The sequence below is a fragment of the Burkholderia sp. IMCC1007 genome (genome assembly GCF_027257875.1).
Classification (GTDB): Bacteria; Pseudomonadota; Gammaproteobacteria; order Burkholderiales; family Burkholderiaceae; genus Burkholderia.
Map to the genome: position 1 here is coordinate 77,040 of NZ_JAPVQY010000026.1, position 22,043 is coordinate 99,082.

Consider the following 22,043-nt stretch of genomic DNA (forward strand, 5'->3'; position numbering starts at 1 on the left):
CGCATGACGAAGGACCCGAACGACACGCCGCCGCCAGACGATCCGGACTCGCCCGAACGCGCACCGGACGTGCCGCCGCGCGCGCGGCGGCGCGGCCGAGCGGGCCGGATCGTCGCGTGGACGCTCGTGACGGTCGTGCTGCTCGCGGTGCTGGCCGTCGGGCTCCTGCTGGCCGCCGCGACCTCCGAGCGCGGCACGCGGCTCGCGTGGCAGACGGCCGTGCGCGTGCTGGGCGGGCGGCTCACCGGCACGCTGGAAGGCGGCGCGCTCGCGACCGGCGTGCGGCTGCGCGGTTTCGCGTGGACGAGCCCCGGCGGCGCCGGTACCGAAGTGCGGATCGACCGGCTCGACGGCCGCTGGGCGCTGACCCGCGCGCCGTGGCGGCTGTCGGTCGCGTACCTGCGCGCGGGCACGATCGACGTGCGCATCGTGCCGGGGCCGTCGAAGCCGGCCACGGCGCCGCAGGACCTGAGCCTGCCGCTGCAATTGCGGATCGACGACCTGCGCGTCGATCATCTGGCGATCCACGAAGGCGCGTCGACGACGCAGCTCGATCATCTCGCGCTGAACGGCCGCAGCGACGGCCGTCACCACGAACTCCTGCTCGATGGCGTCGACACGCCATACGGCGCGCTGACCGCACGCGTGAAGCTCGACGGCGTGAAGCCGTTCGCGCTGAAGGGCGATGCGACCTATGCGGGCAAATTCTCCAACGAACCGGTGAACGCAAGCGCGAACGTGTCGGGTTCGCTCGAAGCGCTCGTCGCGGACGTCATCGCGAGCGGGATGAAGCTGAACGGGCGCGCGCACGTCGAGGCCGCGCCGTTCGGCGCGGTGCCGCTCACGCGCGCATCGCTCGTGTTCGATCACGTGAATCCGCAGGCGATCTCGCCCGGCGCGCCGGCCGCCGATCTCGCGGTGCGCGCGGAACTCGCGCCCGCGACCGCGCCGGCCGGCGCCGTACCGGCGAAGGGCTTTGCCGTGACCGGGCCGGTGTCGATCGTCAACGCGAAACCCGGTACGCTTGGCGAGCATCTGCTGCCGGTCGTCGACGCGCATGCGACCGTGAACCTCGACGCGCACGCGCAGCGGATCGATGGCCTCACGCTCAAACTGATCCGCGACGGCAGCGTGGCCGGCAGCGGCACGCTGACCGGCGGCAAGGGGCGCTTCGACCTGAAGGTCGCGAACCTCGACCTCAATGCGTTCGTCGCCGCATTGCGGCCGATGCGCCTGGGCGGCCCGCTCGGCGTGACGCTCGCGGGCGACGTGACGACCGTCGACTTCAACGTGAACGACCCGAAGCTCGCGCTCGGCGCACGCGCGAAGGTCGCGCTGACGCACGAGCAGACGGTGCTGAGCGACGCGCGCGTGACGGCGGGCAAGGGCCGGATCGACCTGACCGGCGTGTTCCGTCACGATGCGCACTCGAGCTACGACGCGAAGGCGACGCTGACCGCGTTCGATCCGCTGCTGCTCGCCACGATGAGCGCACCGAAGGCCGCTGGCGGCAAGCCGGCTGCGAAAGTCGCTGCCGGACCGGCTGCAACGCCGGCTGCAAAGCCGGTGAAGACACCGGCCAAGCACGGCGAGACGCGCGTGTCGGGCACGCTGACGGCATCGGGCGCGTTCGCGCCGCAGCTGTCGACGAAGGCGACCTTCAAGCTCGGCGACAGTCTGTACGACGGCGTGCCGCTGACCGGCGCCGGCGTCGTGCAGCTCGCCGGCACGCGGATCCTGCCGAGCAATGCGACGCTGTCGATCGCGGGCAACCACCTCGATCTGCGCGGCAGTTTCGGCGCACCCGGCGACCGGCTTCGCTTCGTCGTCGACGCGCCGGAGCTCGACCGGCTCGGCTTCGGCATGCAGGGGCTCGTGCAGGCGCAGGGCGACCTGACCGGCAGCTTCGCGCATCCGAACGTGACGGCTACCTACAAGGCGCAGCACGTCGTGATCGGTTCGAACCGCATCGGCGTCGCACAGGGCCGCGCCGACATCCGCGACGGCGCGAACGGCGCGCTCGTGTTCACGGCCGATGCCACCGACATCGCGCTCGGCTCGCTGCAGTTGAAATCGCTGCGCGCGAACCTCGACGGCACGCGCGCGAAACACACGCTCGATGCGTCGGCGCTCGGGATGGCCGGCGGCCGCGTGATCGACCTGACGCTCGCGGCGAACGGCGGCGTGGTCGAGAGCCGCGACGGGATGCGCTGGGACGGCACCGTCACGCGTCTCGCGAATCGCGGCACGCCGTCGGTCGCCCTGCAGTCGCCGCTCGCGGTGTCGGCCGGCACCGGCCGCGTGACGCTCGGCGCGACCCGGCTCACGCTCGAAGGCGCGGCGATCGACCTGAAGTCGTTCGTGTTCGATCACGGCCAGATGCGCTCGGCCGGCACCGTGCGCGATGCATCGGTCGCGCGTTTCCTCGAGATCCGCCAGGAACTCACGGGCCAGCGGCCGCCGGTGCGCACCGACGTCGTGCTCGATGCCGACTGGGACTTCTCGCTCGGCGCGAACGCGACCGGCTACGTGCAGGTGAAGCGGCGCGGCGGCGACGTGACGATCGAGACCGGGCGCGGGATCGCGTCGCTCGGGCTGACCGACCTGTCCGCGCGCGCGAGCTTCGTCCCCGGCAATCGGCTCAACGTGGTGGCGCTCGCGAAGGCGAACCGGATCGGCAAGCTCGACGCCAACGTGCTCGTGCCGTTCGCGCTGCGCGACGGCGTGTTCGGCGTCGTCGACGACGGCCCGCTGTCGGGCCGCATCGACGCCGACATCCCGTCGCTGAAGGCGACCGGCAACCTGTTCGGGCCGAGCTATCTGCTCGGCGGACGCGCGGCGCTGAACCTGACGATCGCGGGGACGCCGGTCAAGCCGAACGTGTCCGGGATGCTGACGGGCGACGACCTGTCGGCGACGCTGGTCGACCAGGGCGTGCAGCTGAAGGACGGCATCGTGCGCGTGAAGCTCGCGGAGAACCTCGTCGAATTCCAGCAGGTCGAATTCCACGGCGGCGACGGCACGCTGCGCGCGATCGGGCGCGTGCGGCTGGATGGCGAGGCGCCGGACCTGACCGCGAGCATCGTCGCGGACAAGCTCGAGCTGTTCGCGGCGCCGGACCGCAAGCTGTCGCTGTCGGGCAAGGCGACCGTCGCGAACGACGGGCCGCGCGGTGCGCTGTCGATCGACGGCAAGTTCGTCGTCGATCGCGCGCTGTTCGACCTGCCCGAGCAGTCGGCGCCGCATCTGTCCGACGACGTCGTGATCGTGCGCCCGGACGGCACGGTGCGCGGCGACGTGCAGACGGGTACCGCGGCCGCGAAGCCGCAGAAGGTCGCCGACAAGCCGGCGCCGTCGCTCGCGCCGCGCGCGAACATCGACATCGGCCTCGGCAACGACTTCCGCTTCAAGGGTCACGGCGCGGATCTCGGGCTGCGCGGCACGATCACCGTGATGAGCGCGCCGGGCGTGCCGCTGCGCGCCGTCGGCAACGTACGCGTGACGGAAGGGTCGACGTATACGTCGTTCGGCCGCAAGCTCGCGGTCGAGAACGGCTTCTTCACGTTCAACGGCCCGGTGTCGAATCCGGGCATCAACATCCTCGCGATGCGGCGCAACCAGGAGGTCGAGGCCGGCGTGCAGGTCGTCGGCACGATCCAGTCGCCGACGGTCAAGCTCGTGTCCGAGCCTAACGTGACCGACAACGAGAAGCTGTCGTGGCTGCTGTTCGGCCACGGCACCGACCAGGGCAACAACGTCGGCCAGCAGAACGCGATGACGGCTGCGCTCGCGCTGCTCGGCAGTGCAACCGGCAAGCGCGTCGCGCAGAGCATCGGTCTCGACGAATTCTCGATCGGCCGCAGCGACGTCGGCCTGACCGATTCGCAGGTCGTGCAGATTTCGAAGGCGATCAACGAGCGCTTCGTGCTCGGCTACGAGCAAGGGCTGCAATCGGCCAGCAACGCGTTCAAGGCGACGATCAACCTGACGCGCTTCTGGTCGGTGTCCGCGTATGGCGGCACGTTCGAGGGCGTCGACCTGAACTACACGCGGCGTTTCGATCGCTGGTTCGGGCAGCGTTGACGCAGGGCCGGCGCAGCCGAAGTAGGGCACGCTCGTCACGCATGGCGTGAATGGGCCGCCCGCGTCGCGCGCGGCAGTCTGCGTCGCGGCGCGGGCCACGCCCGCCACGCCGGGCAGAGCATCTCCGCGCCGCGGCATGAAAAAAACCCCGCACGAAACGTGCGGGGTTTGGTCTGGCAGGCAGCCGCGTGCGCTTACTTCACGCGCATGCCGGGCTTCGCGCCGCTGTGCGGCTCGAGGATGTACAGGCCCGGTTCTGCCTTCTCGTCGGCTGCCGACGCGGCGAGCACCATCCCTTCGGACAGCCCGAACTTCATCTTGCGCGGCGCGAGGTTCGCGACCATCACCGTCAGCTTGCCGACGAGCTGCTCGGGCTGGTATGCGGATTTGATGCCCGAGAACACGTTGCGGGTCTTTTCCTCGCCGATGTCGAGCGTGAGCTGCAGCAGCTTGTCCGACCCTTCGACGGCCTGGCACGCGACGATCTTCGCGATGCGCAGGTCGACCTTCGCGAAATCGTCGATCGAGATCGGGCCGTCGTCGGCGCCGTTCGCGGCCGCCGGCTTGGCGTTCGCCTTGGCGTTTTTCGCGTCCTTGGCGTCCTTGGCGGCGTTGGCACCCGCAGCAGCGGCGCCGGCGGCGTCGGCCTGCAGCGAATCGCGGTTCGCGGCGAGGAGCGCGTCGATCTGCTTCGCGTCGACGCGCGTCATCAGGTGCTGGTACGCCTTGATCGGCTGTGCCGACGACAGCGGCTTCGCGGCATCGGCCCACGTGAGCGGCGCGATCCCGAAGAACGCCTCGACCGATTCGGCGACACGCGGCATCACCGGCTTCAGTGCGAGCGACAGCAGGCGGAACGCCTCCAGGCTCACGCTGCAGGTTTCGTGCAGCGCGACCGCATTGGCCGGATCCTTCGCGAGTTCCCACGGCTTCGCGCCGTCGACGTACGCGTTCACTTCGTCCGCGAGCTCCATCGTGTGGCGCAGCGCGCGGCCGTATTCGCGCGCTTCGTAGTGCGCGGCGATGCCCGGAATCGCGTCGCGCAGCTTCGCGACGAGCGGATGATTCATCGCGCTGTCCTGCACGCGGCCGTCGAAACGCTTGATCAGGAAGCCCGCCGCGCGGCTCGCGATGTTCACGTACTTGCCGACCAGGTCGCTGTTCACGCGGGCCTGGAAGTCTTCGAGGTTCAGGTCGAGGTCTTCCATCGTCGCGTTCAGCTTCGCGGCGAAGTAGTAGCGCAGCCATTCGGGGTTCAGGCCCGTGTCGATGTAGCTCTGCGCGGTGATGAACGTGCCGCGCGACTTCGACATCTTCGCGCCGTCGACCGTCAGGAAGCCGTGCGCGAACACGTTGGTCGGCGTGCGATGGCCCGAGAACTCGAGCATCGCCGGCCAGAACAGCGTGTGGAAATACAGGATGTCCTTGCCGATGAAGTGGTACTGCTCGGCGGTCGAGCCCGCGCGGATCCACGCGTCGAAGTCGATGCCCTTGCGGTCGCACAGGTTCTTGAAGCTCGCGTAGTAGCCGACCGGCGCGTCGAGCCACACGTAGAAGTACTTGCCGGGCGCGCCCGGAATCTCGAAGCCGAAGTACGGCGCGTCGCGCGAGATGTCCCAGTCGGCGAGCTTGGCTTCGCCGGCGTCGCCGAGCCATTCGCGCATCTTGTTGGTGGCTTCGGGCTGCGCGAGGCCGCTCACCCATTCGCGCAGGAACGACTCGCAGCGCGGGTCGGACAGGCGGAAGAAGTAGTGCGTCGACTTCTTGCGCACCGGCGTCGCGCCGGACACGACCGAGTACGGGTTCAGCAGTTCGGTCGGCAGGTAGGTCGAGCCGCACACTTCGCAGTTGTCGCCGTACTGGTCCTTCGCGTGGCACTTCGGGCACTCGCCCTTGATGAAGCGGTCCGGCAGGAACATTTCCTTGACCGGGTCGTACGCCTGCTCGATCTCGCGCTCGGCGATCAGGTCGTTTTCCTTCAGCGCGAGGTAGATCTTCTCGCTCAGCACGCGGTTCTCGTCCGAATCGGTCGAGTAGAAGTTGTCGAACGACACGCCGAAGCTGTCGAAGTCGCGCTTGTGCTCGGCCCAGACGCGGTCGATCAGCTGCTTCGGCGTGAGGCCTTCCTTCTCCGCGCGCAGCATGACCGGCGTGCCGTGCGTGTCGTCGGCGCCGATGTAGTAGACCTCGTGGCCGTGCATTCGCAGCGTCCGCACCCAGATGTCGGTCTGGATGTACTCGACCAGGTGGCCGATGTGGATCTGCCCGTTGGCATAGGGCAGTGCGGACGTAACGAGGATCTGGCGGCTGCCTTGCGGCGCCGCAGCCTGCACGGAGGTGAGGTCGGATGCGGACATAGGATCGGTAGAAGAACGGCGGAAACGACGGAAACTGCGATTCTAGCAGGGGCGCGCGCAGGTCAGTCGGGGGCGGTGCCGCGGACGGGGCGGCGCAACGGGCGGGAGCGTCGGGCGGACGTGCGCGGCGGCGTTATGCTGCGGTGCCGCACGCGTTTTTCGGGCAAAAAAAACCGGGGCGGATACGGCCCCGGAGCAACAACGACAAGAGGAGAATGGTGACGCGCCGGCAGCGCCAGCCGCGTACCGTAAAGACAGACCGCGGGTCGCGACAGAAGTTCGAAATTTTTTTCGATTTGTTACGGATCCCGCGGAAAGCCTTGCGGGGCGGGGCTGTGCGCGATGCGCGGCCCCGTTTCCCCTCGTCGCGATGCTTACTGCTGCGCGGCGCGCAGGTAGATTTCGACGCGGCGGTTTTGCGCGCGGCCGGCTTCGGTCGCGTTGTCCGCGATCGGGTTCGACGGGCCCATGCCCTGTGCCGCCAGGCGGCCGCCGGCGACGCCGCGCTGCACCAGCGCGTTCACGACGCTCTGCGCACGGTTCTGCGACAGCGTCTGGTTCAGCTGCTGCGAACCCGTGCTGTCGGTGTAGCCGACGACCGAAGCCGTCACCTGCGGGTTCTGGTTCAGCGTCGTCGCCAGGTCGTTCAGCAGCGGCGTGAAGGCCGGCGTGATCGCGTACTGGTTGGTCGCGAACGTGACCGAGCTCGGCACGTTCAGCTTCAGCGAGCCGTCCGGCTGCTCGGTCACCTGCGTGCCCGTCTTGGCTGCCGACGGCGCGAGCTTGTTCTTGATCGCCTGCCAGTTGTAACCCGTCACGCCGCCGACCAGTGCGCCGACGCCCGCGCCGATCGCCGCGCCCTTGCCGCCACCGGCCAGTGCGCCGATGCCCGCGCCCAGCGCCGCACCCGTGCCGGTGCCGACGGCCGCGTTGTTGCCTTGCTGCGTGGCGCAGCCTGCGAGCAGTGCGCCGGCGAGTGCGAAGACGGACAGGCGAGTCGCGATTTTCATGTTCATCTTGGATTCCTCTCTCTTGGTTTGAACGAGTCGACAACAATGACAAACAACAGTTACGGCTCCCTGCACGGACCGCCCGAAAAAGGTGGGCGGGCCCGCGCGCGCGGCAGCCGCGGAGGCGGCCGCATGCCCTGTTCGCCAGCGTGGCTGTTCGGACAGGGCGACGCGTCAGCCTCTACAATATAGGCGGTTGGCGGCCGATTTGGCCCCATAGCATGCCGCACGCGAAGATTGCTCCGCCGCGCGCGTTCGCGCAATGGCGTGCAACAGATTCTTTCACTTTTCCCGCTTTTCGCAGCGTTATTTGATATTTCTTGACGTTTGCGCGGGGAAAAAACGATTTCACGGAGTTTCGATGAGCATTGACCGGGCACAAGTCGACGCCGCACTGGCGGCTGTCGTCGACCCCAATACCGGCCGTCCGTACGCGGCGAACAAGGGCGTGCGCAACGTCGCGATCGACGGCGACGCCGTGGCGGTCGACGTGGTGCTCGGCTATCCCGCACGCAGCCAGCACGACGACGTGCGCGCGCGCATCGCCGCTGCGCTGAAGGGCGTGGCGGGCGTGCGCGATGCGCGCGTCGCCGTGTCGCAGGAGATCGTCGCGCACACGGTGCAGCGCGGCGTGAAGCTGCTGCCGAACGTGAAGAACATCGTCGCGGTCGCATCGGGCAAGGGCGGCGTCGGCAAGAGCACGACGGCCGTGAACCTGGCGCTCGCGCTCGCCGCGGAAGGCGCATCGGTCGGCATTCTCGACGCCGACATCTACGGCCCGTCGCTGCCGACGATGCTCGGCATTCACGGCCAGCGCCCCGAGTCGCCCGATAATCAGTCGATGAACCCGCTCGTCGGCCACGGCCTGCAGGCGAACTCGATCGGGTTCCTGATCGAGGAAGACAACCCGATGGTGTGGCGCGGCCCGATGGCGACGTCCGCGCTCGAGCAGCTGCTGCGCCAGACCAACTGGCGCGAGCTCGACTACCTGATCGTCGACATGCCGCCGGGCACCGGCGACATCCAGCTCACGCTCGCGCAGCGCGTGCCGGTGACGGGCGCCGTGATCGTGACGACGCCGCAGGACATCGCGTTGCTCGATGCGAAGAAGGGCTTGAAGATGTTCGAGAAGGTCGGGATTCCGATCCTCGGGATCGTCGAGAACATGAGCATCCACATCTGCTCGAACTGCGGCCACGAAGAGCACATCTTCGGCGCCGGCGGCGCCGAGCGGATGGCGAAGGACTACGATGTGAACGTGCTCGGCAGCCTGCCGCTCGACATCGCGATCCGCGAGCGTGCGGACAGTGGCACGCCGACGGTCGCGGCCGAACCCGACGGTGCGCTGGCGCGGCGTTACCGCGACATCGCGCGCGGCGTGGCGCTCGCGATCGCCGAGCGCTCGCGCGACATGACGTCGAAGTTCCCGTCGATCGTTGTTCAAAATACGTAAAACCCTTGCGGGGCGGGGCCTCACGCTGTTTACGGCGCCGCGAGGCGCGGTATCATGGCGACTTTTACCGGGTCCCTTTACCCGCCCGGCATGGCCGCCGTGTCGAACGGCCGCCAGCCGGCATGAGGATCGAATGAACCAACGACATCACGGCGTGCGCGCCGGCCGCGCGCGGCGCGCGCTGCTGGCCGCCGCCGCGCTGGGCCTGCTGGCCGGCTGTACCTCTTTTTCCTCGTCGCACGAAAAGCGTGCCGACGCGCAGTTGCAGCCGACCGTCGGCTCGCAGACGCGCGGCGCGGTGACGTTCGTCGAGCGCCCGGACGGCGTCCAGGTCACCTACAACCTGGTCGGCCTGCCGCCGAACAGCGATCACGCGCTGCAGGTGCACGAACGCGGCGACTGCAACGCGGGCGACGGCTCGAGCGCCGGCCAGGTGTTCGCGCCGGCCGCCGACCGGCTGCGCGCGGGCGCGCGCGTCGCCGGCGATCTCGGCAACATCCATGCGGATGCGAACGGCGTCGCGGCCGGTTTCATTGTGGCTCCGGATCTGGCCCTCGATGGCGTGCGCTCCGCGCTGAGCCGTGCGGTGCTGGTCCATCGCGAGTCGAGCGATCCCGCGTTTCCGCAGCATGGCGCGGGGCCTGCGCTCGCGTGCGGCGTGATCCGTTGACGGCTGCTGCGTGCGCGAGCCGATGATCGCGTAAAATGTGCGCCTTTCTGGGTCGCTACCTCGCGGGAGCGGCCCCCACCCGACTGTCACGCAGCGTTTCCAGGCGCCCTGTTATGAAACGACCCCAACGCTCACTTCGTTCGCTGTCCCCCGAGGGGACGGCCTGCCGCCCACGGCCGGCTTTGCAAAGCCGGCCGGCTGCGCAGGCGCAGAGCGATGCTCTGCGAATTCCCTGCTACGCCCTTGGGACGGCCCGGCGGAGGCAGGCATGAGCATCAAGTCCGACAAGTGGATTCGGCGCATGGCCGAAGAGCACAAGATGATCGAGCCGTTCGTGCCCGATCAGGTTCGCGCGTCCGAGGACGGTCGCAGGATCGTCAGCTACGGCACGTCGAGCTACGGCTACGACATCCGCTGCGCGGACGAATTCAAGATCTTCACGAACATCAATTCGACGATCGTCGATCCGAAGAACTTCGACGAGGGTTCGTTTGTCGATTTCAAGGGCGACGTGTGCATCATCCCGCCGAACTCGTTCGCGCTGGCCCGCACCGTCGAATATTTCCGCATCCCGCGCACCGTGCTGACCGTCTGCCTCGGCAAGTCGACCTACGCGCGCTGCGGGATCATCGTCAACGTGACGCCGTTCGAACCCGAGTGGGAAGGCTACGTCACGCTGGAATTCTCGAACACCACGCCGTTGCCCGCGAAGATCTACGCGAACGAAGGCGTCGCGCAGGTGCTCTTCTTCGAAAGCGACGAGGTGTGCGACGTGTCGTACGCCGATCGCGGCGGCAAGTATCAGGGTCAGCGCGGTGTCACGCTGCCGAAAACCTGATCTGGTTGCATAACGTCTCACCAGTTTCCGGGTGACCGCTGCGCGTGACGCGCCGCGGTCGTTCTTTTTGGAGAATCGCCCATGAAGTTTCGTTTTCCCGTCGTCATCATCGACGAAGATTTCCGCTCCGAGAACATCTCGGGCTCCGGCATCCGGGCGTTGGCCGAAGCGATCGAGAAGGAGGGCGTCGAAGTCCTCGGTCTCACGAGCTACGGCGATCTGACGTCGTTCGCGCAGCAATCGAGCCGCGCGTCGTGCTTCATCCTGTCGATCGACGACGACGAACTCATGCTCGGCGAAACCGGCCCGGACGGCGAGCTGCCGGAACTCGCGACCGCGATCATCGAGCTGCGCGCGTTCGTCACCGAAGTGCGCCGCCGCAACGCGGACATCCCGATCTTCCTGTACGGCGAGACGCGCACGTCGCGCCATCTGCCGAACGACATCCTGCGCGAGTTGCACGGCTTCATCCACATGTTCGAGGACACGCCGGAGTTCGTCGCGCGCCACATCATCCGCGAGGCGAAGGTCTATCTCGACTCGCTCGCGCCGCCGTTCTTCAAGGAACTCGTCAAGTACGCGGACGAAGGCTCGTACTCGTGGCACTGCCCGGGCCACTCGGGCGGCGTCGCGTTCCTGAAGAACCCGCTGGGCCAGATGTTCCACCAGTTCTTCGGCGAGAACATGCTGCGCGCGGACGTGTGCAACGCGGTCGATGAACTCGGCCAGCTGCTCGATCACACGGGGCCGGTCGCGGCGTCCGAGCGCAACGCGGCGCGCATCTTCAGCGCCGATCACCTGTTCTTCGTGACCAACGGCACGTCGACGTCGAACAAGATCGTCTGGCACGCGACGGTTGCGCCCGGTGACATCGTGCTGGTCGACCGCAACTGCCACAAGTCGATCCTGCACGCGATCACGATGACGGGCGCGATCCCCGTGTTCCTCACGCCGACGCGCAACCACTTCGGCATCATCGGGCCGATCCCGCGCGACGAATTCAAGCCGGAGAACATTCGCAAGAAGATCGAGGCGAACCCGTTCGCGCGCGAGGCGATGCGCCAGAACCCGGACCTGAAGCCGCGCATCCTGACGATCACGCAGAGCACGTACGACGGCGTCGTCTACAACGTCGAGATGATCAAGGACCTGCTCGGCGACCTGCTCGACACGCTGCACTTCGACGAAGCGTGGCTGCCGCACGCCACGTTCCACCCGTTCTACCGCGACATGCACGCGATCGGCGACGGCCGTCCGCGCACGGGCGCGCTCGTGTTCGCGACGCACTCGACGCACAAGCTGCTCGCGGGCATCTCGCAGGCGTCGCAGATCGTCGTGCAGGATTCGGAGAACCGCACGTTCGACAAGCACCGCTTCAACGAGGCGTACCTGATGCACACGTCGACGAGCCCGCAGTACGCGATCATCGCGTCGTGCGACGTCGCGGCCGCGATGATGGAGCCGCCGGGCGGCACCGCGCTCGTCGAGGAATCGATCGCCGAGGCGATCGACTTCCGCCGCGCGATGCGCAAGGTCGACGCCGAATACGGCGACGACTGGTTCTTCAGCGTGTGGGGCCCGGATCAGCTGTCGGAAGAAGGCATCGGTTCGCGCGAAGACTGGATGCTGAAGCCGAACGACCACTGGCACGGCTTCGGCCCGCTCGCGGAAGGCTTCAACATGCTCGACCCGATCAAGGCGACGATCATCACGCCGGGGCTCGACGTCGACGGCGAGTTCGGCGAGACGGGCATTCCGGCCGCGATCGTCACGAAGTACCTGGCCGAGCACGGGATCATCGTCGAGAAGACCGGCCTGTACTCATTCTTCATCATGTTCACGATCGGCATCACGAAGGGCCGCTGGAACTCGATGGTGACCGAGCTGCAGCAGTTCAAGGACGACTACGACAACAATCAGCCGCTGTGGCGCGTGCTGCCGGAATTCGTCGCGCAGCATCCGCGCTACGAGCGCGTCGGCCTGCGCGACCTGTGCACGCAGATCCACGACGTGTACCGCGCGAACGACATCGCCCGCCTGACGACCGAGATGTACCTGTCGGACATGGAACCGGCGATGAAGCCGTCGGATGCGTTCGCGAAGCTCGCGCACCGCAAGATCGACCGCGTGCCGCTCGACGAGCTCGAAGGCCGCGTGACGAGCATCCTGCTCACGCCGTACCCGCCGGGCATCCCGCTGCTGATCCCGGGCGAGCGCTTCAACAAGACGATCGTGAACTACCTGCGGTTCGCGCGCGACTTCAACGAGCGTTTCCCGGGCTTCCACACCGACATCCACGGCCTCGTCGCGGAAGAGGTGAACGGCCGCGTCGAATACTTCGTCGACTGCGTGCGCGACTGATGGCGACGCGTGGACGAATCCGGACGATGCGCGCGGCGGCGACCGCGCTCGTTGCCTGGGCGGCGTGGTCGGCGGGGCCAGCGGGCGTGACGGTCGCGCATGCCGAAGTCGCCGCTGCCGACCCGATCGACGTCGCGATGCGGCAGTGTCTCGCGCGGCGCGACCGGTCGTCGACGGCCGGCCAGATCCAGTGCATGGGCGAAGCGCAGCAGCAGTGGCAGGCCGTGATGGACGGCGCATACCAGCGCCTGTCGACTGATGCGCCGGCCGACGCGAAGCGCGGCTGGCAGGACAGTCAGCGCCGATGGGTCACGTGGCGCAAGGATGAACTGCAGCTGCTGACGGCCGTGTACGACACGACGCGCGGCACGTCGTATGCGATGTCGAGCGCCGACATGCAGTTGCAGCCGGTACGCGATCGCGCGCTTGCGTTGCGCGCGGCGGCCGACCGGTATGCGCCGCCGCCGGCTGCTGTGCCGGTCGCGGCGACGAGCGGTACGCAGGGCGGCACGGGCGTGGTGCAAGGCGCTGCGGCGGCAGCCGGCGGCAAGCCGGCGAACGCCGCGCGCGATCCCGCGATCCAGCGTGTGCGGCCGTGCGTGCAGGATGCTGCGTGCGAGCACGCGGTATTCGACCTGAATCGGTATTACCAGAAGCTGCGTCGCAAGATGCCCGCGCATTCGGCCGCAACGCTCGTGCGCGCGCAGCGCGCGTGGGTGGCGTTCCGCGATGCGACGGCGCCGCTCGTCGGCGAGGACGGGCGCGTCGACCTGATCGGCGCGCGCATCGCGACGATGAAGCGGTTGTCGGAGACGGGTGGGAACAAGTAGCGGCGCAACGGCGCGGTTCAGGCTGCGGATTGCCGTCGGTATCGTGCGTGCGTCTTGATAGACGTGCGGTAGCCCCTTGGCTGGACATGCGCTATTTTGCTGGCAGGCCCGTGCTATTGGACGGCGCTCGGAATGGCATGTGCCCGGAATGGCATGTGCCCGCCCGACGATGCGGCTCGGGCTCGGTCAAATCGTTGATCATTCAGTGAATGATCAACCTCTCCCTCTCTTAGAGACAGCTTCAAAAAGACTAGCGGGCTCGCCGAAGATGCTTGGAACCTGCGGCCGCGCGATCGGCAGGATTGGCCCGGTTTTTGGGCTGGCCTAACGCACGAATCGATGATGAATCGACGGCGGCGCGTGCGAAGTCGATCTGATTCGCTGCGCGCAACTCTGCAAGCAGTAACTCGCACAAGCAATCCCGCACGCCGCCTGAAAAACCGTCGAATGCTGACCTGCGCCAACGATCGCAATCTCGCGCAGATTCTCGGATGGGAATCCGGTGCTCCGGCCTCAAACGTGAATACCCGGCAACGTTTCATCCGAAAGCAGTCGCCAAGGCACTCTACTTTCGGATTCGTCCAATAGACATCGATTTCGCAATAGTCAATCGTTGCTGCTTGGCATTCAGCGAGCAGCCCGACTATGGCTATCCAATCCGATCTGCGCTTTACCTTCACCGTTGGCGACGAGTCGTTCGAGGTCGTCGAGTTCACGCTGCATGAGGGGTTGTCCGAGACCTTCCTGTTGGAGGTCGAACTGGCCAGCCGCAACGCCGCGATCGACTTCGCTCAGGTGCTCGACCACAACGGCCTGCTGACGATCTGGCAAGGCGCCCGGCCGGTGCGCTACGTGCATGGCACGGTGTCGTCGTTCGAGCAGGGGGACACCGGCTTCCGGCGCACGCGTTACTCGGCCGTGATGGAACCGCGTCTGGCGCGCCTGAAGCTGTCGTCGGACTGGCGCATCTTCCAGACGCTCAACGTCACCGAGATCGCGAGCGCGGTGCTCAAGGCGCACGGCCTGACGTTGGACTATGAGCAGCGCATCACCAACGAACACTTGCCGCGCGAGTATTGCGTACAGGCCGGTGACACCGACTACGATTTTGTCGAACGCATCTTGCGCGAGGAAGGTTTCCTCTATGCGTTCCAGCATCGCGTCGACGGTCATCGCCTGATTCATAGCGACCGCTTGTTCATCCTGGAGCGGCAGACGGGCGAGCCGGTGCTGTACAACCCGACGCCGGGTGGTGATCAGCCGCAGCCCAGCCTGCATGCCTTCGCCTACACGGAAAACGTGCGCACCGCGCGTCAGGTGCAGCGCGACTACACGTTCAAGAATCCTCGTTTCAATCACGAGTATCCGCGCGACGGCACCGATCTCGATCATCAAGGTCGCGGCTACACGCGCTACGACTACCCGGGCCGCTACAAGCACGAAGGCAGCGGCAACGCGTTCACCCAGGACCGTTTGCGCGGCCACCGGCGCGATGCGCGTATCGCACGGGTGAGCGGCGACGACGCCCGCCTGCAACCGGGCATCGCCTTCGAACTCACCGGCCACCCGCGCGAAGACATGAACCGAAGTTGGCGCCCGGTCAATATGGTCCATCACGGCAAGCAGTTCACGAGCCAGGCCGAGGACAGTGCCGACGCGCAACAGGGCACCCACTACCGCTACGAGGCGGTGCTGGTGCCGGACGACACCGAATGGCGGGCCGAGCCGTTGCCGCGCCCACGTATCGACGGTCCGCAGCCGGCCACCGTGGTCGGGCCGGAAGGCGAAGAGATTTACACCGATGAATATGGCCGGGTGAAGGTGCAGTTCCCATGGGATCGTCAGGGCCGATACGACGAACACAGTTCGTGCTGGATTCAGGTCGCGCAGAACTGGGCGGGTGCGCTGTGGGGCCATATGGCGATCCCGCGCATCGGACAGGAAGTCATCGTCGGCTACCTGGATGGCGACGTGGACCAGCCGTTCATCCTGGGGAGGGCATACAACCGCCTGCAATTACCGCCGTACGAGTTGCCCAGGCACAAGACGCGGATGACGATCAAAAGTCAGACGCACAAGGGAGACGGGTTCAACGAACTGCGCTTCGAGGATGAGGCCGGGCAGGAGGAAATCTATGTTCACGCGCAGCGCGACCAGAACATCCACGTCAACCACGACGAAACCACGTTCGTCGGCAATGACCGCAGTGAACAGATCGAGCACGACGAAACAATCGTCATCGGCAACGATCGGAAGGAAACGGTGGGCCACGACGAGCAGGTCACGATCGGTCAGGACCGTCGGCATGACATTGGCCAGGACGACTTCCTGACGATCGGTCGCAATCACACCATCACGACGGGCAAGGATCGCACCGAAGAGGTGGGCAACCACCGCCGAGACAAGACCGTCGCCAACCACACGGTGGATATCGGCGGCCACTATGAACAGCGGGTGCAAGGGCGAGTAGAAGTCGAAGCGGGACAAGCCATTCAGCATCGCACCAAGATCTACGAAATCCGTGCATCCGAGAAGGTCGTCGTCAAGGGGCCGGGCGGTACTGTGCGCATCGACCAAGGAGGCATCACGCTGGATGGCGTCGCGATTCGCATCAAAGGGCCGATGACCCAGCAAAGCGGGGGAGCCAGCAATCCGTTTGCTCTTAAAGGCGCTCCGGCCTCGGGCAAGCCGGTTGATCGGCTGTGCGGTCGCCGCCCGGATGGTACTTGCCCGCTGGCCGATTGCACCTGCCTGCGAGGTCGAGCGAAATGATCGACGTACCGGTGTCGCCGTTGCTCACGTGGCAGCGCCAAAATCTTCGTGCGGATGAAGCGTTACCCGATAGCTCCTTTCGTCATCTTTTGCTCTTCACTATTACGTTGCAGAACTGGGCTTTCCGCCCGCCGCCGCAAGAGGGGGTATGGCGCCCTGCGTATGCACCGGGGGTACTGGATTTGGTCCAGGAATGGGATTCCCTGCCGCATCGTGCCTGGATCTGGCAGCGCGGCTCGCTTGATGACATTTATGACCAGGGCCCCCTGCTGGTGGACGCCACCCATCAGCCGACTCTGCTACAGCATGCGCTGGCGGAATGGGCACCCATTGGCGGTGCCGTTGTGATCGGCGCTGAGGCGGACCTGGACTCGCTCGCCGATCATCTCCGCAGTCTCGTGCAGATCAGCCTGCCGGACGGGAGCCGGGCGCATCTCGACATTGAACCTCATCACCTCATCGGGTGGCTTGATGCTCTGGACCAGGACCAGCGCGATGATTGGCTCGGTCCCATGGCGAGCCTGCTTTGGTGCACCCATTGGGGCCCGGTTCGGGCGTGGATGCGCATGGATCACGAAGCTACAGCCGCTCGCGATAGCACTGCTGAGCCGTTCGTCTTGCGTTCGCATGAACTGGACCGCTTCGATGCCAACACCTGCGAGCACTTTCTGCTTAGCCGCAGCTACGACGTACAGGCACTGCCGCAGCACGCACATCGCTCACTCGACGAAATCCGCACGTGGACCACTCAGTTGTTGGAGGTGGCTGAACGGCTTTACATCACGGATGACGAGGTTGCCACGCACTATGTCGATCTGGTGGCACGTCATCCCTGGTTGCTCGAGAGCAGGCAAGCCAGTGCAATCCTGAATGACCTTACCGAATCGCCGCAGGCGCGTCTGCATCTGCTCGCGGCCTTAGTGAAAGATAAGGAATCTTGAGATGACGAATCCCGCTGCCGGCAGCGCGGTTTCTGCCCCCTCATGCAGTTCGCGTGTACCTATCTTGCCAATTCGTTACGCCATCGTGCCGCGCGACGACAAGGCGCCACTCTATCGTTATACCGACGCCGGATTTGCATTGGAAAAAGGCTTCAAGCCGCTCGCGCGTTCTGCCTATACCCTGCGTGCATTGCGTCCGGGCTACGTCTACATTTTCATGAAAGGGGGGCGTGGCCAACAACTGGTTATCCACGAATATGACGGCGAGGGTCACTACAAGGAACTGAAATATCGCGGCCTGGAGCAGTACCATCGCAGGGATCGCTACAAAACCGGGAGCAGTATGGGCTGGGTCTGGGCTGATACCAGCCCTGACACCGCCAAGGAAGTCTGGATCGGCTATAGCCCACACTTGTGGACCAATGCCATGACCACCCACATTACGAGCGACCTGGCGATGCGTAAGCGCCACATGCGCCAGCTAGACATGGCCGAACTGACGTCGGGAGAGCAGTCGCCTTCGCGTCAGCAGCATGTGCTGCCTGCCACCGCCGTGAGTTCCTGGGTGGAAGACTTCAAGCCGCGCGACCAGCGCCTTCCCCTCGACTGGAGTAGCCATCACAGCAAGGACAACCTGAGCCTGAGCACCTTTTTGGCACAAGCCAACAACTACCGCTTTACCCGGCCACGCGTGCCGGTCGTGGTGGTGCTCAACGACGCCGAAGGCATCAGTCTGGATCTCGGTTTATCCGTTGCCGCGTATCAGCATCAACTGCGCGATATTTCGCCCGTACCCCGGGGCGGAAGTGCAACGAACCAAGGCAATGAGACGGATCAGGGCCACGCGTACAGCATTCCGGCTTGCTTCCGTCTCGACGTGGAGAACTTGAGCGCCAAGAGCAAGGATTATCACCACAAGAATTTGATCGCGACGTTGCTTGAGCAGACGCTGCAAAGCATGTATCCCGCAAACAAACCTGCGCCGGATACCTTGGCCAAACTACGTGACGAGCAACAGCGCAAACAACGCGGGGGCCCACCACGCCAGCTCAGTCCATCGCAACGACGGTATGAAGTGCTTACCGATGAAGGCGTGTCACCGGTCGGCGGACGCTTGGGCAAGCGCATCGACACCGTCAAGTACCAAGCCTTTCTGGCCGAGCGTGACCAGCACGCAGCGCAGTTGCGTAGCCATCTGAATACTGCGTTGCAGGCCTGCACCGATCACGATAACTGGTTGGCGACGGCCGAGCCGGAGCATCGCGATGAGCCTACCAGCTTGGCCGCCGCGTTGGCATCCTATGATCGAAACGAGCAATCTTCTGCGGGTGGGTTGGAAGCCTCGTTGGCGCTCATGATTCACCCGATGGGCCAGAGCCTGCCGGGTACCGAGGATGACGACCCGCGCTTCAAGCGCCTCAGTGCATGGCTGGACAAGCACGACAGTCCGTTGTACCTCGCGCTGGCTCCCTTCAATCCCTTCAAGGACAAGGCGGACGCCGTGGGCGTGTTGCTGGGCGCTGGCGACGGCGTCATCGAGGGCCTGGCCGGGCGCTTTCCGGCTGCTGCCGGCATCACCGATCTTACGGCTGAAGCGGTGACTACCGTGACGCTCAAACGCATGAAGGGCAAGGCGCGTTGGGACGCCAGCCGCAATCTGCGCCAGCAGGTGCTTGCCGCAGCGAGTGAGGCCAACGCTGAGAAGGCCCTCGGGTTGCTAGGTGCGCGCTATAACGTTACCAATACCAAGTCTCTCGCTGATCCTCTCACCAAGGAGATCGAGCAGTTCGTGAAGTCTGGTATGGCGGACTTCGAAGAGATCAAGCGCGTGCGTGTCAGTGGTAGCCGCAAGGTGACTGTCGAAGCGACGTTGATGAGGCGGGTGCGTCCCAACGTCGCTTCGCTGTTGACCACGAGCGTTGGCGGTGCGTTGAACGTCGCCATGCTTTACTTCAACGTGATCGCGCTCAAAAGCGCTTACGCCAGCTTGCGTAGCGACCCGTCGTTTGAGTATGCGGCGGCCTTTGTTTCCGCGATTTTTGCTGTGATCGGGGCCGTGGTCGCAACGGGAGCGAGCGCGAGGTCAGTCTATAAGATCCTTGTGCTGCGCTATACCGCCAGCGCGCCCGGCATCGCATTCGGTAACGGAGTGACGAGATTCGTCACCGGTAATTTGTTTAGTAGGTTGGTGGGATATCCGGCGATTTTGGCAGGATTTGCGTCGGATATAGGTAAGGTTCAAAGGCAATCCAGAAACGGGGATGAAATAGCCGCCGCCTACACAGCCGGAGGCGGTTTGCTTGTTATGCTTGGAAGCGCTGCAATTCTAGAGGGTGGGATGGCGATTGCAGGCACAACGTCGGTAATTCCCGTTGCTGGCTGGGCCGCCGCGGCCGTTGTGCTTGTTGGTGCCGGTGTGCTTTCCACTGGCGCTTACCTCCAATCCAAAGCATACGCTCGCATTCATAGCCCCATTGAACTCTGGGCGGCGCGGGGTATCTTTGGCAAGCGCGAGAACGATGGCGAACAACGCCCCGGCATTGTGTTGGGACCTGATAAGAGGCTGCCGCCATATCTCGGTGGCGTCAACGAAGAAATCAAAGCGTGGTATGCCAGCTACTATGCCCCGGTGCTGTTGACCGACAGTGATGCGAAGTCTCTCGGCCTGAAAGGCCTCGACAGTACGTGGCACCGCAACTTGTTGGCTTGGTCGCCCCCGATCTGGGGGGCGATTACCTCGAACCAGACTCCGATGCTCGCAACTGAAGTAGAGTTCACCGTGCTGTTGCGCGGGTACATCATGGGGCAAAGCAACTGGTCCGCGTTCCTAAATAATAAGCATGGCTCTGGAAAAAATGGCGAACGAATCGCCGGCACGCCAACCTGTTACCTTGTTGCTGGTGGCCTAGTGCTTAATTTCAAGCGAGAAGTCACGACGGAGATCTACAAGCTGGCCTTGAATGTCGATTACAAGCCCAATCAAGGATTGGACGAAGGTGCAGATGCCGCCGCCCAATTCGAACTGGAGCGCTGACCTAATGGCGATTGTATGGAAGTTTTTCCGTCAGGCAAAAAGCGGCGAAGCTTCGGCCATCCGTGACCAACTGATAAGCGTTGATCGAGTCATATTATGTCTGCGTAATCCGTGGGTCGCTGATTCGGTGTTTATGGCGAAGATGTATATTTCCATGACTTCTATCTTCGTTTTTATGATTACATTGATTTTATTATTGAATGGTGATATTGATGAGTTCTTGTTGTTGATCTACGCAATAATTTTTACTTTTCCAGTGTTTGTGGGCTTCATCGTTTGGCGTAGAATTTTTCTCATCAAAAGAATATCCGATTTTTACTTTAATCGTACGGCCCGAAAGATTTATTATCAGCGCAACAAGATCCTGATCAACTTTGACTGGGCGCAGACCGAGGGTGGTGTATTTTCACGCACGGAATTTGGCGGCCGCTCCTTCAGCACGAGCTATGCGTTGGCCTTTGGCCCACGCCCGGCACCCGGCGAAGAGAAGAATCGCACCGTCCTGTGGGTCGACAGTAACGCGCCTAACGATCCGGATCCGCGCTACATCGCCCAGGTGTGGGAATACATCCGTCAGTTCATGGAGCAGGGACCGGACCAGTTGCCGCCGCCTGGCGAACGCAACTGGTGGTACGTGCCGTTGCACCGCATTTGCCTGACCCCGGCCGAAGCCTGGCGCCACTACGCGCCGTGGCGCAGCGGTGAGCTTGGTGAGTGGCAGGGCAAGAAGAACTGGCTGCTGCCGATGTGGCTGATTCTCTTCCCTTACAACCTGTTCTCGGCCTTGTGTTGGTACGCCGTTTGCCGGCTGTTCAACGTGCGGAGCACACCACCGCCAGCGGAAGCGCTGCAGGCGGCGAGGGGCTGAACTCATGGCGATTGACTGGCAGTTTTCGAGTCGGGTACGTACTGGCTTGGTCCCGAATATCCGAGATCAATTGGTCAGTGTCGACCGGGATGAGCTGTGCCTGCGCAACCCTTGGATAGCAGATTCGGTGTTCGCGGGCAAAATGTATACATCCCTTAACATCCCGATGCTCGGGTATCTTTGTCGGGTCCTAATGGAGCAAAAGACTTTCGATATTCTGTTTTGGACACTTCTGGCTTGCGCCATGATTTTCAGTATTTTCACGGCTGCTTTTACCGGGTATCGTATTTTTTTAATCAAACGACTGTCGAACTTCTATTTTAATCGCACGACCCGAAAGATTTATTATCAGCGCAACAAGACCCTGATCACCTTTGACTGGGCGCAGACCGAGGGTGGTGTATTTTCACGCACGGAATTTGGCGGCCGCTCCTTCAGCACGAGCTATGCGTTGGCCTTTGGCCCACGCCCGGCACCCGGCGAAGAGAAGAATCGCACCGTCCTGTGGGTCGACAGTAACGCGCCTAACGATCCGGATCCGCGCTACATCGCCCAGGTGTGGGAATACATCCGTCAGTTCATGGAGCAGGGACCGGACCAGTTGCCGCCGCCTGGCGAACGCAACTGGTGGTACGTGCCGTTGCACCGCATTTGCCTGACCCCGGCCGAAGCCTGGCGCCACTACGCGCCGTGGCGCAGCGGTGAGCTTGGCGAGTGGCAGGGCAAGAAGAACTGGCTGCTGCCGATGTGGCTGATTCTCTTCCCTTACAACCTGTTCTCGGCCTTGTGTTGGTACGCCGTTTGCCGGCTGTTCAACGTGCGGAGC

The 22,043-nt window shown here is 64.6% G+C and carries 13 protein-coding genes and 1 pseudogene; 11 read left to right on the forward strand and 3 right to left on the reverse strand.

What is annotated here, in order from left to right; all coding sequences use genetic code 11:
- The first annotated feature begins 3 nt into the window (after positions 1-3).
- Positions 4-4,083, forward strand: a complete 4,080-nt coding sequence (locus O1Q03_RS21955) for a translocation/assembly module TamB domain-containing protein (protein ID WP_269506074.1) — start codon at positions 4-6, stop codon at positions 4,081-4,083.
- Between the two features lie 194 nt (positions 4,084-4,277).
- Here the strand turns inward: O1Q03_RS21955 and metG are convergent, their stop codons facing one another.
- Positions 4,278-6,440, reverse strand: a complete 2,163-nt coding sequence (gene metG / locus O1Q03_RS21960) for a methionine--tRNA ligase (RefSeq protein WP_269506076.1) — start codon at positions 6,438-6,440, stop codon at positions 4,278-4,280.
- Positions 6,441-6,814: 374 nt separating this feature from the next.
- Positions 6,815-7,456, reverse strand: coding sequence for an OmpA family protein (locus O1Q03_RS21965; RefSeq protein WP_014896346.1), 642 nt, complete (start codon positions 7,454-7,456; stop codon positions 6,815-6,817).
- Positions 7,457-7,811: 355 nt separating this feature from the next.
- Here O1Q03_RS21965 and apbC point away from each other — a divergent pair, with 355 nt between their 5' ends.
- From apbC to O1Q03_RS21990, 5 genes are all read left to right on the forward strand, one after another.
- Entirely contained in the window at positions 7,812-8,903 is a 1,092-nt protein-coding gene (apbC, locus tag O1Q03_RS21970; protein WP_269506079.1) for an iron-sulfur cluster carrier protein ApbC, read from the forward strand.
- A 133-nt stretch (positions 8,904-9,036) separates the two neighbouring features.
- Positions 9,037-9,573 carry a superoxide dismutase [Cu-Zn] gene (sodC, locus tag O1Q03_RS21975; protein WP_269506080.1) on the forward strand — a complete coding sequence of 179 codons (537 nt, stop codon included), beginning with the start codon at positions 9,037-9,039 and terminating at the stop codon, positions 9,571-9,573.
- A gap of 268 nt (positions 9,574-9,841) precedes the next feature.
- Positions 9,842-10,411 (forward strand): dCTP deaminase, encoded by a 570-nt coding sequence (dcd, locus tag O1Q03_RS21980; protein WP_006398615.1) that lies wholly within the window; start codon positions 9,842-9,844, stop codon positions 10,409-10,411.
- An 81-nt stretch (positions 10,412-10,492) separates the two neighbouring features.
- Positions 10,493-12,772 carry an arginine/lysine/ornithine decarboxylase gene (locus O1Q03_RS21985; protein WP_269506081.1) on the forward strand — a complete coding sequence of 760 codons (2,280 nt, stop codon included), beginning with the start codon at positions 10,493-10,495 and terminating at the stop codon, positions 12,770-12,772.
- Positions 12,772-13,602 carry a lysozyme inhibitor LprI family protein gene (locus O1Q03_RS21990; protein WP_269506082.1) on the forward strand — a complete coding sequence of 277 codons (831 nt, stop codon included), beginning with the start codon at positions 12,772-12,774 and terminating at the stop codon, positions 13,600-13,602. The genes O1Q03_RS21985 and O1Q03_RS21990 overlap by 1 nt, the downstream gene beginning before the upstream one ends.
- 268 nt (positions 13,603-13,870) lie before the next feature.
- On the opposite strand, the pseudogene O1Q03_RS21995 reads toward O1Q03_RS21990, so the two are convergent.
- Positions 13,871-14,065, reverse strand: a pseudogene (locus tag O1Q03_RS21995) (IS5/IS1182 family transposase); the annotation flags it as partial.
- A 182-nt stretch (positions 14,066-14,247) separates the two neighbouring features.
- Between O1Q03_RS21995 and O1Q03_RS22000 the strand changes: the two are divergent.
- The 5 genes from O1Q03_RS22000 to O1Q03_RS22020 form a co-directional block, all read left to right on the forward strand.
- The gene (locus O1Q03_RS22000) at positions 14,248-16,374 is read left to right on the forward strand and encodes a type VI secretion system Vgr family protein (protein WP_269506083.1); all 2,127 of its coding nucleotides are present in this window, start codon (positions 14,248-14,250) and stop codon (positions 16,372-16,374) included.
- The gene (locus O1Q03_RS22005) at positions 16,371-17,315 is read left to right on the forward strand and encodes a DUF4123 domain-containing protein (RefSeq protein ID WP_269506084.1); all 945 of its coding nucleotides are present in this window, start codon (positions 16,371-16,373) and stop codon (positions 17,313-17,315) included. Before O1Q03_RS22000 ends, O1Q03_RS22005 begins: the two co-directional genes overlap by 4 nt.
- A 1-nt stretch (position 17,316) precedes the next feature.
- Complete coding sequence (locus O1Q03_RS22010) at positions 17,317-20,349, forward strand: T6SS effector BTH_I2691 family protein (RefSeq protein ID WP_269506085.1); 3,033 nt, start codon at positions 17,317-17,319, stop codon at positions 20,347-20,349.
- A 4-nt stretch (positions 20,350-20,353) separates the two neighbouring features.
- On the forward strand, positions 20,354-21,217 hold the full coding sequence (locus O1Q03_RS22015; RefSeq protein ID WP_269506086.1) for a hypothetical protein: 864 nt from the start codon (positions 20,354-20,356) through the stop codon (positions 21,215-21,217).
- A gap of 4 nt (positions 21,218-21,221) precedes the next feature.
- The coding region (locus tag O1Q03_RS22020) for a DUF6708 domain-containing protein (RefSeq protein WP_269506087.1) at positions 21,222-22,043 on the forward strand (822 nt) is incomplete at its 3' end.